At 69.8% G+C, this 13,050-nt stretch carries 11 protein-coding genes and 1 tRNA gene; 5 read left to right on the forward strand and 7 right to left on the reverse strand.

What is annotated here, in order from left to right:
- The first annotated feature begins 12 nt into the window (after positions 1 to 12).
- The 3 genes from Q0937_RS05465 to Q0937_RS05475 all read left to right on the forward strand — a co-directional run bounded on the left by Q0937_RS05465 (position 13) and on the right by Q0937_RS05475 (position 3,629).
- A complete protein-coding gene (locus Q0937_RS05465) occupies positions 13 to 2,124 on the forward strand; it encodes a PTS sugar transporter subunit IIA (RefSeq protein ID WP_299300534.1) in 2,112 nt (703 codons plus the stop codon).
- A gap of 7 nt (positions 2,125 to 2,131) precedes the next feature.
- Positions 2,132 to 3,271 carry a mannitol-1-phosphate 5-dehydrogenase gene (locus Q0937_RS05470; RefSeq protein ID WP_299300537.1) on the forward strand — a complete coding sequence of 380 codons (1,140 nt, stop codon included), beginning with the start codon at positions 2,132 to 2,134 and terminating at the stop codon, positions 3,269 to 3,271.
- Positions 3,272 to 3,356: 85 nt separating this feature from the next.
- A complete protein-coding gene (locus Q0937_RS05475) occupies positions 3,357 to 3,629 on the forward strand; it encodes an HPr family phosphocarrier protein (RefSeq protein ID WP_299300540.1) in 273 nt (90 codons plus the stop codon).
- A gap of 81 nt (positions 3,630 to 3,710) precedes the next feature.
- Here the strand turns inward: Q0937_RS05475 and ptsP are convergent, their stop codons facing one another.
- The gene (ptsP, locus tag Q0937_RS05480) at positions 3,711 to 5,429 is read right to left on the reverse strand and encodes a phosphoenolpyruvate--protein phosphotransferase (RefSeq protein ID WP_299300983.1); all 1,719 of its coding nucleotides are present in this window, start codon (positions 5,427 to 5,429) and stop codon (positions 3,711 to 3,713) included.
- Between the two features lie 90 nt (positions 5,430 to 5,519).
- Between ptsP and Q0937_RS05485 the strand changes: the two genes are divergently transcribed.
- Positions 5,520 to 6,428: an SDR family NAD(P)-dependent oxidoreductase gene (locus tag Q0937_RS05485; RefSeq protein ID WP_299300543.1), complete on the forward strand. Its 909-nt coding sequence runs from the start codon at positions 5,520 to 5,522 to the stop codon at positions 6,426 to 6,428.
- A 5-nt stretch (positions 6,429 to 6,433) separates the two neighbouring features.
- On the opposite strand, the gene Q0937_RS05490 is transcribed toward Q0937_RS05485, so the two are convergent.
- Entirely contained in the window at positions 6,434 to 6,811 is a 378-nt protein-coding gene (locus Q0937_RS05490; protein WP_299300546.1) for a hypothetical protein, read from the reverse strand.
- Positions 6,812 to 7,011: 200 nt separating this feature from the next.
- Here Q0937_RS05490 and Q0937_RS05495 point away from each other — a divergent pair, with 200 nt between their 5' ends.
- Positions 7,012 to 7,830, forward strand: a complete 819-nt coding sequence (locus Q0937_RS05495; protein WP_299300549.1) for a DUF1684 domain-containing protein — start codon at positions 7,012 to 7,014, stop codon at positions 7,828 to 7,830.
- Positions 7,831 to 7,832: 2 nt separating this feature from the next.
- Here Q0937_RS05495 and Q0937_RS05500 read toward each other — a convergent pair.
- From Q0937_RS05500 to Q0937_RS05520, 5 genes are all read right to left on the reverse strand, one after another.
- Positions 7,833 to 7,920, reverse strand: a tRNA-Ser gene (locus Q0937_RS05500).
- Positions 7,921 to 7,946: 26 nt separating this feature from the next.
- Positions 7,947 to 10,625: an HAD-IC family P-type ATPase gene (locus Q0937_RS05505; RefSeq protein WP_299300552.1), complete on the reverse strand. Its 2,679-nt coding sequence runs from the start codon at positions 10,623 to 10,625 to the stop codon at positions 7,947 to 7,949.
- A gap of 119 nt (positions 10,626 to 10,744) precedes the next feature.
- Positions 10,745 to 11,461: a hypothetical protein gene (locus Q0937_RS05510; protein ID WP_299300555.1), complete on the reverse strand. Its 717-nt coding sequence runs from the start codon at positions 11,459 to 11,461 to the stop codon at positions 10,745 to 10,747.
- A 13-nt stretch (positions 11,462 to 11,474) separates the two neighbouring features.
- Positions 11,475 to 12,353: an ABC transporter ATP-binding protein gene (locus Q0937_RS05515; protein WP_299300558.1), complete on the reverse strand. Its 879-nt coding sequence runs from the start codon at positions 12,351 to 12,353 to the stop codon at positions 11,475 to 11,477.
- Complete coding sequence (locus tag Q0937_RS05520; RefSeq protein WP_299300561.1) at positions 12,350 to 12,703, reverse strand: GntR family transcriptional regulator; 354 nt, start codon at positions 12,701 to 12,703, stop codon at positions 12,350 to 12,352. The genes Q0937_RS05515 and Q0937_RS05520 overlap by 4 nt, the downstream gene beginning before the upstream one ends.
- Positions 12,704 to 13,050: the final 347 nt, after the last annotated feature.

The raw sequence follows: 13,050 nt of genomic DNA on the forward strand, positions 1-13,050 counted from the left end.
CGAGGACGGATCATGACTACAACGACCGAGGCCAGACCCGGATTCAGTCCGCGTGTGGCGCTCCAGAAGGTCGGCACTTCCCTGTCGAACATGGTGATGCCCAATATCCCTGCGTTGATCGCCTGGGGTCTGCTGACCGCCTTCTTCATCCCTGACGGCTGGACCCCGAACGAGCCTCTGGCCAGCGTCGTCGGCCCGATGATCCACTACCTGCTGCCGCTGCTGATCGCGAACACCGGTGGCCGGATGATCTACGAGGCGCGCGGCGCGGTCGTCGGCGTGATCGCCACGATGGGCGTGATCGGCGGCTCCGACTGGCTGATCGCCCAGGAGAACGTCCAGCTGCTCGAGCAGTGGGTGGCCGACGGCAATGCCGCCGCGGACTACGTCGAGCTCGGCCAGGTGCACATGTTCATCGGCGCGATGATCATGGCGCCGCTCGCGGCCTGGGTGATGAAGAAGCTCGACCGGCTGTGGGCCGATCACATCCCGGCCGGCTTCGAGATGCTCGTGAACATGTTCTCCGCCGGCATCTTCGGCTTCGCCGCCCTGGTCGCCGGATTCTTCGGTCTCGCCCCGCTGGTGAACGGTCTGATGACACTGCTGTCCAACGGCGTCGCCGCCCTGGTCAACGCCGGGCTGCTCCCGCTGGTGTCCCTGCTCATCGAGCCGGCGAAGGTCTTCTTCCTCAACAACGCCATCAATCATGGCGTGCTCACCCCGCTCGGGATCGCCCAGGCGGGCGTGGACGGCAAGTCCGTGCTGTTCCTGCTCGAGGCCAACCCCGGCCCCGGCGTCGGCATCCTGCTCGCCTTCACGTTCTTCGGCCGCGGCGCGGCTCGTGCCACGGCACCCGGCGCCGCGATCATCCAGTTCTTCGGCGGCATCCACGAGATCTACTTCCCCTACGTGCTCATGAAGCCGCTGCTGATCCTCGCCGCGATCGGCGGCGGCATGGCGGGCGTGTTCGTCAACGTCCTGTTCGGCACGGGTCTCATCGCTCCCGCCTCCCCCGGCTCGATCTTCGCGATCTTCGGCGTCGCCGCCCGCGATTCCTACCTCGGCATCGCCCTCGCGGTGCTCTCCGCCGCAGCGGTCAGCTTCGTGCTCTCGGCGCTGATCCTGAAGATCGGCAAGCAGGATGACGGCGACCTCACCGCCGCCACCGCCAAGATGGAGCAGATGAAGGGCAAGAAGTCCTCGGTGGCGGGGGCCCTCACCGGCGCCGGCGCGGGGGCTGCCGCAGCGGCCGACGACTCCGGGCACACCGGACCGATCCAGAAGATCGTCTTCGCCTGCGACGCGGGCATGGGCTCCTCGGCCATGGGTGCCACCGTGCTGCGCAAGAAGGTGCGCGCGGCCGGCTTCACCGACGTCGAGGTCACCAACAAGGCGATCTCGAACCTGAACGATGAGTGGGACGTGGTGGTGACCCAGAAGGAGCTCACCGACCGCGCCCGCCAGCGCACCGGCTCCGCCGTGCACGTGAGCGTGGACCAGTTCATGAACTCCCCGCGCTACGACGAGGTCGTGGAGCTGGTCGGGAAGCGCAACAACCCGGAGGCGGATGCGGAGCCGGCTGCGGCTCCCACCGGTACCGCTGCTGCGGCTGCCGGGCCGGGGGCGGCCACGGCAGGTGCGGTCGGCGCCGTCCACGGCCGCCGAGCCGCAACACCGGTCGCCGACTCGGGCCCCGAGATCCTCGCCCCGGCGAGCATCATCCTGGACGGCTCCGCGACCGACTCGTCCTCGGGCATCGACGAGGCCGGCGCGCTGCTGGTCACCGCCGGCGCGGTCGACGAGAGCTACGTCTCCGCGATGCACGACCGGGAGGCGACGGTCTCGACCTTCATGGGCAACGGGCTGGCGATCCCGCACGGCACCAACGACGCCAAGTCCGCGATCAAGCGCTCGGCGATGTCGTTCGTCCGCTACCCGGACGGCATCGACTGGAACGGGAACCCCACCACCTTCGTGATCGGGATCGCGGGAGTGGGCAACGAGCACCTGGAGCTGCTGCAGAAGGTCGCGATGACCTTCTCTGACCCCGCCCAGGTGCAGCGCCTGGAGAACGCCACCACCACTGCGGAGATCCTCGAGATCCTCGGCGATACGAAGGAGTGAGGCACTGATGAGAGCCGTACATTTCGGGGCCGGGAACATCGGCCGTGGCTTCGTGGGACTGCTGCTGCATGAGGCGGGGTTCGAGGTGGTGTTCTCCGACGTCTCCGCGGACCTCGTCACACAGCTGCAGCAGGCGGACTCCTACCAGGTGCGCACCGTGGGTCAGCGGCCCACGAGCACCACGGTGAACGGATTCCGTGCGATCAACTCGGCGCAGGATCCCGACACCCTGACCGAGGAGATCGCCTCCGCAGATCTGGTGACCACCGCCGTCGGCGCGCACATCCTGCGTTTCGTGGCACCGAACATCGCTGCAGGCATCGCCGCCCGCCCCGCCGGGGCGCCACCGTTGGCGGTGCTGGCCTGCGAGAACGCGATCAATGCGACGGATCTGCTCGAACAGGAGATCCGCGCCGCCTATCAGGGTGACGACCTCGACGAGAAGGCCCTGTTCGCGAACACCGCGGTGGACAGGATCGTGCCGGTCCAGGCCGACGGTGCGGGCCTGGACGTCACCGTCGAGGACTTCTACGAGTGGGCGGTCGAGCGCGGGCCGTTCAGCGGACATGAGCTCGATGTCCCGGGGATCACCTGGGTCGACGACCTGGGCCCGTACATCGAACGCAAGCTGTTCACGGTGAACACCGGCCACGCCACCACCGCCTGGCACGGCTGGGCGGCAGGGCACGCGACGATCGCGGAGGCGATCTGCGATCCTGCCGTCGCGGTCGAGGTCGAATCGGTGCTCGCCGAGACCTCCTCGCTGCTGGTGGCCGTGCACGGCTTCTCCGAGGAGGAGATGGCCTCCTACCGGACCAAGGTGCTCGGCCGATTCGCGAATACCTCCCTGCCGGACCCCGTTGAGCGGGTGGGTCGGGCACCGCTGCGCAAGCTCTCCCGCGAGGACCGGATCATCGGCCCCGCCGCCGCCCTCGCCGAGCGCGGACTGGAGCACGACAGCCTGCTGGCCGCCTTCGGTGCGGCGCTCGCCTTCACCCCGGAGGGGGACGAGGAGGTCGACCGCCTGCAGGAGATCCTGCGCGCGGGCGATGCAGACACCGCCGCGGCGGAGATCACCGGCCTCGCGACCACCCATCCGCTGTTCCCCGAGGTGCGCGCGCTGATCGCCGCGCGCACTGCGGGCTGAGCTCCCGACCGGTCCCCGGCGCCCGGCCCCTCCGGACGCGGTATATTCCCCTCACACACGTGACCCCACGAAAGGCACACACACCATGGCAGAGCGCACCGTCAAGATCGCCAGCTCCTCCGGGCTCCACGCCCGCCCGGCAGGCATCTTCGCCCAGGCCGCGGCCGAGCAGCCCGCGACCGTGACCATCGAGAAGGCCGGCGGCAGCGCCGTGCAGGCATCGAGCATGCTGATGCTGATGACCCTCGGGGCCGGCAACGGCGACGAGGTGACCCTGCGGGCCGAGGGCGAGGGCGCCGAGGAATCCGTGAACGCACTCGCCGCTCTCCTGGAGAAGGATCTCGACGCCGACGCCTGAGCCGGCCGCGCACAGCGACGAAGGGCGCCCCACCGATCCTGGTGGGGCGCCCTTCGTCTCTGCGGAGAGCAGGTCAGCGGGTCACAGCCCGAGCTCTCCGAGGATCGGCAGGCCGGCGCGAACCACGCTGATCGCGTCCTCCGCGGTGCGCGCGGCGACGGCCTTCGCCGCGAGCTCCTGCGCCTGCGCAAGGGTCACGGTGGAGAGCACCTTCGCGACCACGGGCAGCGAGCGCGGGGTCATCGACAGGCTGTTCACGCCGAGGCCCACCAGCACCACCGCGATGCCGGGGGCACCTGCTGCCTCGCCGCACACGCCGACGGGCTTGTTGGCGCTCTCACCGAAAGCCTCTGGATCGCCGCCCGCAGTGCGGGCCCCATCGCAGGTGGCCTTGACCAGTGCCAGCACCGAGGGCTGCCACGGGGTGTTCAGATGCGCGAGGGAGCCGAGCTGACGATCGGCGGCCATCGTGTACTGGGTGAGGTCATTGGTGCCGATCGAGGCGAAGTCGCACGCTGCGAGGTGTCGGTCCGCGGTGATCGCGGCGGCAGGGGTCTCGACCATGATCCCGGCCGGCTCCAGGCCCCGCTCGCGGCACATCGCGACGAAGTCCTCGGTCTCATCGATGGTCGCGATCATCGGCGCCATCACCCAGGGCTTCGCCTCGGACTGCTTCGCCGCGGCGGCGATGGCGTCGAGCTGGTTGGTCAGCACCGAGCGCTTCTCCCAGGAGGTGCGATAGGCGCGCACGCCGAGCGCCGGGTTCGGCTCGTCGGCGTCAGTGAGGAAGGGCAGCGGCTTGTCGGCGCCGGCGTCGATCGTGCGCACCACGATCTTCTTGCCGGGCAGGTGCGCGAAGGTTTCGACGTAGGCCTTGGTCTGCTCCTCGACGGAGGGCTCGTCCTCGCGGTCCAGGAACAGGAACTCGGTGCGGAACAGGCCCACCCCGTCCGCGTTCGCGGCGGCGGCCTTCTCGGCGTCCTTGGCGCCGCCGATGTTGGCCAGCAGCTGCACTCGGGTCCCGTCGGCGAGCACCCCGCCTCCGCCTTCATAGGTCAGTGGATTCATCTGCTGCTCGGTCCACGCCGCGGCCAGGCGGTGATGCTCGTCGGTGACGTCATCGGTGACGGTGCCGAATCCGGCGTCGACGAACACCTCGGTGCCGTCGGCGAACTCGTGGATGTCCTTCGCGGCGACGATCGCGGGCAGGCCCAGCTGCCGGGCGAGGATCGCGGTATGGGATTGGGGGCCGCCGTCGGAGGTGACCAGAGCGATCACTCGGGCAGGATCGAGGGTCGCGGTGTCCGCCGGAGCGAGGTCGATCGCGGTGAGCACGAAGGGCTCCTCGCCCTCAGGGATACCCGGGGCCTGCTCGCCGCGCAGCTCGGCGACGATGCGGGCGCGCACGTCACGCACGTCGGTGGCACGCTCGGCCATGTACCCGCCGAGGCCCTCGAGCATGGTGGCGACCTGGTCGCCGGCCTCCCAGACGGCCCGCTCCGGAGACTTCCCTGCGGTGAGGACGAAGCCCTGCGCAGTCTGGGTCAGGGAGGGATCCGCGGCCATCTGGGCGGTGGCCTCGAGGATCTTCTTCCCCTCCCCCGCAGCACGCTCGGCGAGCCTGGTCAGGGTGCCCTGCACGGCAGCGGCCGCCGCAGGGATCCGCTCGGCCTCGGCGGCACGGTCCGACCCCTCGGGGAGGGTGTCACCGGACGGCGGCTCGGCGACCGGCGGTGCCATCGAGCGGATGGTGCCGATCACCCGGCCAGGACTGACTGCGACACCGGTGTACTGAGCCATCATTGCCATCTCCTCTGAGGAGGCCGGAAGGGATTCGTGTCCGTCATCGTACGCGGAGCACGACGCTGTCCGCGCCCCTACGATGGCGCGATGAACGCCATGGCCTGGGAGCATCTGCACGAACCCGATCTGCGCGGGCGCACCGTCGTGATGACGGGAGCGAGTGACGGCCTGGGGCGGGAGGCGGCGCTCCAGCTCGCCCGCTGGGGCGCGGACCTCGTCCTCGCGGTGCGCAGCCGTTCCAAGGGTGAGGTGGTCCGGGCCCGGATCGTGCGCGAAACCGGCCGGGAGGAGGCAGTCCGCCTGGTCAAGCTCGACCTGGCGGAGCTCTCCTCGGTCCGCTCCGCGGCCGCTCGGGTCACGGAGTTCACGGACGCCCGCGGGATCGATCTGCTGATCCATGTCGCGGGACTGGTGACCCGCCGCCGGGGGCTCTCCGCGGACGGCTTCGAGCTGATGACCGGCGTGAACGCCCTGGCGCCGCTGCTGCTGACGGATCTGCTGCTGCCGCTGGTGCGGGGGCGGGTCGTGGTGACGGCCTCGCAGGCGCACACCTTCGGCGAGATCGACCTGTCCGATCCGTACTTCTCCCACAGCGGCTGGTCCCTGCGCGCCGCCTATGGACGCTCGAAGCTCGTGACGATGCTGTGGGGGCGCGAGCTCTCCGAGCGGCTGCAGGAACGGGGCGGGCCGGTGGACCTGCAGCTCGTGCACCCCGGCTGGGTGCTCACGAACCTGCAGAACGCGACCGGCTCCGCCCGTCTGGATCGGCTGGTCACCGAGGTGACCCGGCCATTCGCCATGCCGCCGACGGGAGGCGCCGCCGCGGTGCTGTTCGCCGCGACCCAGCCGCTCCCGCCCGGTTCCTACCTCGGCCCCGACGGACCCGGGGCGCTGCGGGGGCGGCCGACGCTCCTGCGCCGCTCCGGCCCGGCGCTGGACCGCGACCTGGCGCGCGAGGTCACGGCCTGGGCACGGTCAGAGGTGGCGGCCGTCTGAGGACATCAGTTCGCGGAGTCCGGGGACTGCGGCGAATCCGCCGAGACCGGGCTCGGGGCCGACTGCGCCGAGACCGCGGAGACCGCGGTCTGTGCGGAGACGGGGCTGTTGGCCGTCAGCATCTGCTCGACGGGCGGCACTGCGCTCGCCAGGCCCTCGCTCACCGCGCCCTCGCTCACCGTGCCCTCGCTCACCGGACTCGGCACCGGAAGGGTGGAGGCGTCCTCGGCCGGACGCTCGGCGGCCTGCACGGTGCTCTGCTCGACGGTGGTGTCGTCCACACCCTTGACGGGCCCGCCCGCGGTCATCGCATAGGCCACTCCGGGGATGAGCACTGCTGCCGTGGTCCCGGCCGCCACTGTCCAGATCGTCTTCGCCCGCATCGTCATCTCTCCTCCGTCGGCCCGTGCTCCGGGCTGCTTCTGTTTCTGTGATGCCCTCAGGGAACACCGCCCGGATGAGACCAGCCGAAGATCCGGATGAGGCCGTTCTCATCGATGTGACCGCCTGTGACGCAGGAGTCGACGCCGGTGCCCGCCCCGCGCAAGACTCCTCGCAGACCACGACGATCGAGGAGCACGCCATGAGCACCACCGACCAGATCACCGACCACGGCACCGCGCCCTCCTCCTGGTCGGACTTCCGAAGCCGGCGCCACCGCTCCCTCGCCGACCCTCACGGGATCCTCGCCCAGGTGGGGCTGCACTGGGTGGATCCGGAGCAGGCGGCCCGGTCCTTCGACGGCGTTCCTGGCAGCTGGGAGTTCGCGGGCGATCAGCTCACGGTGACCTGGCAGGGCGAGGAACTCGAGCTCCTCGCGTCGTCACCGGAGGTGGAGGAGACCCGCGAGGGCGAGCTGTACCGCGCGACGGTCACGACTCCCGGAGATGTGCGTGTGGCGCGGTACGGCGCGGACGTGCAGATCGACGTGATCCGTCGCGGCGGCCGCACAGGGCTGCGCCTCCTGGACCCGGCTGCGCCCCGTCGTACCACGTTCTCCGAAGTCCCCACCTATCCCTTTGATCCGGGGCTCGTGGTCGCCGGCACCTGGACCGCTCGGCCCACCGAGGTGACCGTCGGTTCCGCGCTGCCCTGGCTCGAGCAGCGTCTCCCCTCCCCTGGCGTCGCCTCGCTCGAGATCGGGGGCGAGCGCGTGGAGCTGGTGCTCACCGGCGACGCGAACGTCCTGTTCACCGACGAGACCTCGGGAACCACCAGCGCCGACTGGCGGGTGGTGACCGCGGAGCTCGACGGGGACACGATCACGGTGGACTTCAACCGGGCGGTGAACTTCCCGGCGGCCTTCAGCGCCTGGGCCACCTGCCCGCGCCCGCCCGCCGCGAACCATCTCGCGGCCGCGATCCGGGCCGGGGAGAAGCGGGTGACGCGCACGGAGCGGTGACGCGGAGGGTGCGGGATTCGAACCCGCGGTACAGGGTCACTGCACATTGGTTTTCAAGACCAACTCATTCGGCCGCTCTGACAACCCTCCTCATGCCCGGAGGCACCCGCGAGAGTCTACCGTCGCAGCGCCTTGTCCACCTCCACCACCGCGAACACCACCACGCCGGCCCCGAGCGGGACGAGCCAGCCCGTCCAGCCCACCGCGCCGGAGGCGAAGGCGGTCTGCATGAACGGGACATACACGAAGGCAAGCTGCAGCAGCAGCATGATCACGATGCAGAGCCAGGAGATCGGGTTCGTGGTCAGCAGCTCCTTGCGCAGGCTGCTGGTGCGCGTGAAGCGCGAGGCGAGCAGGTAGAAGATCTGCCCCACCACCAGCGTGTTCACCGCGATGGTGCGGGAGACCTCGAGCGGGACGCCCTGCGACTGGCCCCAGAGGAACACGCCGATGGTGATCGCGCCCAGCAGCAGCGAGACGTACACGATGCGGAGCACGCCGGCCCTCGGCAGGATCGATCCGCCGGGCTTCCGCGGCGGGCGCCGCATGATGTCCGACTCCCCCGGCTCGAACGCCAGGGCCAGTGCCAGGGTGACGGCGGTGATGGTGTTCACCCACAGCACCTGCACCGGGGTCAGCGGGAGCGTCATCCCCAGCAGCACGGAGACCAGGATGACCAGTCCCTGCGCGCCGTTGGTGGGCAGGATGAACACGATGGCCTTGCGGAGGTTGTCATAGATGGTGCGGCCCATCTCGACGGAGTCCGCGATGGTCGCGAAGTTGTCGTCCGCGAGCACCACATCGGCCGCGTCCTTGGTGGCCTCGGTGCCCTTGATGCCCATCGCGACGCCCACGTCGGCCTTCTTCAGCGAGGGAGCGTCGTTCACGCCGTCACCGGTCATCGCGACCACGTCACCGCCGTCCTGCAGCGCGGCGACCAGGCGCAGCTTGTGCTCGGGACTGGTGCGAGCGAAGACGGAACGGGTCCGGGCGAGCTCGGCGAACTCCTCGTCGTCCGCGGCGTCCAGCTGCGCACCGGTCACCGCGCCGTGCTCGTCCTCGATGCCCATCTCGCGACCGATCGCGGTGGCGGTCCCGGCATGGTCACCGGTGATCATCATGACCCGGATGCCGGCGCCGTGGACGAGCCGAATCGCCTCGATCGCCTCCTGCCGGGGCGGGTCGATGATCCCGTAGAGACCCAGGAACGTGAAGCCCCCGGAATCGACGTCCGACGGGACGAGGGAGTCGGTGGCGTCCCCGGCCCGGCGCACCGCCGCGGCGAGCACCCGCAGGCCCTGGCCGCTCAGCTCGTCGATCACCCGGTCCCAGTGCTCGCGATCCAGCGCCTCGCGCTCGTCCAGACCCGTCCCCTGGAAATCGCAGCGGTCCAGCAGCCGATCGGGGGCGCCCTTGAGGTTCACCACGCGGCCGACGCCTTCGATCTCGTCAAGGGTCGCCATGTACTTGTACGCGGAGTCGAAGGGCACCACGGCCAGGCGGTGCTCGTCATCACCTGGGATCCCGGCCTTCATCGCGAAAGTCCGCAGGCCGCCATCCGTCGGCTCGCCGGAGAGCACCCACCTGTCGTCCTTCCGCGAGACGGTGGACTCGTTGGTACGGGCGGCGACCTCGGCGAGCATCCGCAGGTCGCTGCGGCCAGCGGCGTTGACGCTCTTCCCGTCCAGCGTGATATCGCCGGCGGGATCATACCCGGTGCCGCGCACGTCATAGGTGCTGGCGGGGGTGACCACGGTGCGCACGGTCATCTCGTTCCTGGTGAGCGTCCCCGTCTTGTCCGAGGCGATCACGGTGACCGAGCCCAGGGTCTCCACCGAGTTCATACGCCGGGTGATGGAGTTGCGGCCCGCCATCTTCTGCACACCGAGCGCGAGGGTGATGGTGAGGACCGCAGGCAGCCCCTCAGGGATCGCGGCGACCGCGAAGCCGATGGCCGCCATCACGAGCTCGCCGAGCCCGTACTCGTACAGCACCCCGCCGAGACCGAGCATCACCACGGCCGCGAGGACCACCGCGATCGAGAGCTTCGCGGAGAACGAGGACATCTGCCGCGTCAGCGGGGTCTCCATCGACTCGACCTCGTCGAGCATGGAGGTGATGTGCCCGATCTCGGTATGGCGCCCGGTGCCGACCACCACGCCGCGGCCCGACCCGGAGGCGATGGTGGTGCCGGAGAAGGCGATCGCGCTGCGGTCCCCGAGCGCGGCGTCGACCTCGACAGCGCGCGGTGACTTCTCCACCGCGAGGGACTCGCCGGTCAGGGCGGACTCCTCGGCGGTGAGGTTGGTGGCCTCGAGAATGCGGACGTCGGCCGGGACCTTGTCCCCGGCGCCGAGACGCACCACATCCCCAGGGACCAGGTCCTCCGCCGGGATCGTCGACCAGGAGCCGTCGCGCCGCACCTGCGCGTCCAGGGAGAGCATGGAGCGGATGCCCTCGAGGGCATCCGCGGCCTTGCCCTCCTGGACGTACCCGATCACGGCGTTGATCAGCACGACCGCGAGGATCACGACGGTGTCGACGACCTGCCCCATGAGCGTCGTCAGCACGGCGGCGCCGAGCAGGACGTAGATCATCGGATCCTTGAACTGGCGCAGGAACCGGCGCAGGGTGGATTCCGGGGGGACGGAAGGCAGGGCGTTGCGCCCATGCCGCTCGAACCGCGCCGATGCCTCGTCGGCCGACAGCCCCGAGCCGGTGCTGTCCAGCGCCTCGAGCACCTGCCAGCCGTCGTGGGCATGGGCCTGGGCGAGCGGGTCGGGGGTCGGGGTCACGGTGCTCATCTCCCGTCAAGCATCACCCTGCTGAGCGGTATTTTTCCGGGACGTTTGCGGATCTCCGGAAACAGGCCGGGAACGGCAGGGGGCGAGAGCCTTCTCCGCGACCACTGCCGTCAGGCCACCTGGGTGCGACGCACCAGCAGCAGCCACACTCCCGCCGAGGCCGCCCCGATCGCGGCGATCACCACCATCCACGGACCCCAGCCCATGGTCATGACCTCGAGCAGGTTCCGCCCGAAGCCATCCAGCAGAAGCACACCCGCGAAGATGCCCACGCCGATCAGCGCAAGGATCGCTCCGGCCACCCAGAGGAAGGCCTGACCGAACCGCAGGAAGGCGGCGGTGATGGCGGCTCCGAGGAACAGCACCGCCATGATCAGCAGGAAGGTCTGCACGAGGGTCTGCCAGGAGGCGCCGGTGCCGGTGTAGAACACGTCGAAGAACCGCACGTGCAGACCGAAGCCGTCGGTCGCCTTCTCGATGGTCTTGCCGCTCGTGATCAGCACGGAGTAGATGACGGCGTTGCCCAGGAACACCGCGCTGAGACCGGTGGCGAACTCCCGACGGGTCAGCCCCAGCCCGAGCGCGAGCGGGAAGTACTGCCCCATGGAGGTGAAGCCGTAGCCGATCAGCGGCCCCAGCAGGGCGAAGATCGCCCCGTTCCACTGCATGCCGTAGTACATCCCGGCCTGGGCCTCAGGCCCCTGCGACCCGACGATCAGGCCCACCCCCAGGATGACCACGAAGGCGAAGGTGACGGCGACCAGGGGCCATCCGAAGGCCTGCATCCGATTGACCAGGTGCATGTCGATGACGTTGCGCGAGCGCATCAGGGTTCTCCTCTCAGGTCACCGGGGCAGCAGCCGCGGCGGTGGTGCGGTGGACGATGTAGTTCTGCAGCGAGACGGGGGCGACCTGGAGTCCGGCCGCCCGGGCGCGGTCCGCACTGCCCGGCTCGGCATGGACGGTGGCCGTGGCCAGCGCACCGATCTCCTGGACGCGGAGCACATCGGCCCCGGCGATGAAGGCCGTGACCTCGTCCAGCCGGCCGGAGACCTCGATCGCCGCGCTCTGCAGCTCCTCGGCCTCCGCGGAGATCGCGACCCGACCCTCGTCCAGCAGCACCACGTGCTCGAGCAGGTTAGAGACCTCGTCGATGTGGTGGGTGGAGAGGATCACGGTGCGGGGGTGTTCGGAGAAGTCGGCCAGCAGCCGGTCGAAGAAGAGGCGGCGGGCCACCGCATCGAGGCCCAGGTAGGGCTCGTCGAAGAAGGTCAGCGGGGCTCGGGAGGCCAGGCCGATGATGATGCCGACGGCCGAGAGCTGCCCGCGCGAGAGCTTCTTGATGGCCCGCTTCTCCGGCAGCCGGAAGTCGGCGACCAGCTCCCGGGCGAGCCCCTGGTCCCACGCGGGGTAGAGCCCCTCCGCGATCCGCAGCACGTCCAGCGGACGGAATCCGTCGGGGTACTTCTGGCTCTCCTGGATGAAGCAGGTCTTCGAGAGCACCTCGGCGTTCTCCACCGGGTTCTCGCCCAGCACCCGCATCTCACCGGAGGTGGCGAAGATCTGTCCGGTCAGCAGCTTCATGAGCGTGGTCTTGCCGGCGCCGTTGCGGCCCAGCAGTCCGTGCACCCGGCCTGCGGCGAAGTCGAGGGAGACGTCGTCGATCGCAGCGACGTCACGGAAGTGCTTGGTGAGGTTGCGGGTTTCGATAGCACTCATTGCAGTGCCTCCATCATCTCGGTGATCTCTCGGTGGTCGATGCCCAGGTGCGCGGCTTCGCGCAGCAGAGGGGCGAGGTAGTCGCGGGCGAAGTCGTCGCGCCTGCGCTGCCTCAGCATCGCGGTCGCGCCGACGGCGACGAACATTCCCACTCCTCGGCGTTTGACCAGGACGCCGGCGTCGGCCAGGAGGTTCAGCCCCTTGCCGGCGGTGGCGGGGTTGATGCGAAGGAACGCGGCCAGCTCATTGGTGGAGGGCACCGGGCCGTCCTCCGGATGGGTCCCGTTGAGGATCCCGTCCTCGATCTGCTCCGCCACCGCAATGTAGAGCGGCTTCGTCTCATCCAGCACGCGAGCCTCCCTGTCGTGAGGACCGCCATCCCGGTCCGTTGGTTCATTACTCCACTAATGAACCACGGAACCGACGAACCGTCAAGGGGTCGAGGTCGATGCGCGACGTGGTGCGCGGCCCAGGAGAAGCACTCCCACACAACCTGTGGAACGGCGGCGTGGCGCTGGACGTCCAGGCCCCGGCCCCTCTGCAAAGACGACACGGTCCCCGCCGGACAGCCTTCCCGATCCCCGCGGGCATCCACAGGGGTGCGATCCGGATCATCCGTCAAGAGGCGATACCGGCCCATGGGGGCACCGGTGAGGGAAGCGCGCATAGGCTGGAGACATACGCCCCCGAGCGAGAG

It is taken from the genome of uncultured Brachybacterium sp., assembly GCF_947500705.1.
Lineage (GTDB): Bacteria > Actinomycetota > Actinomycetes > Actinomycetales > Dermabacteraceae > Brachybacterium.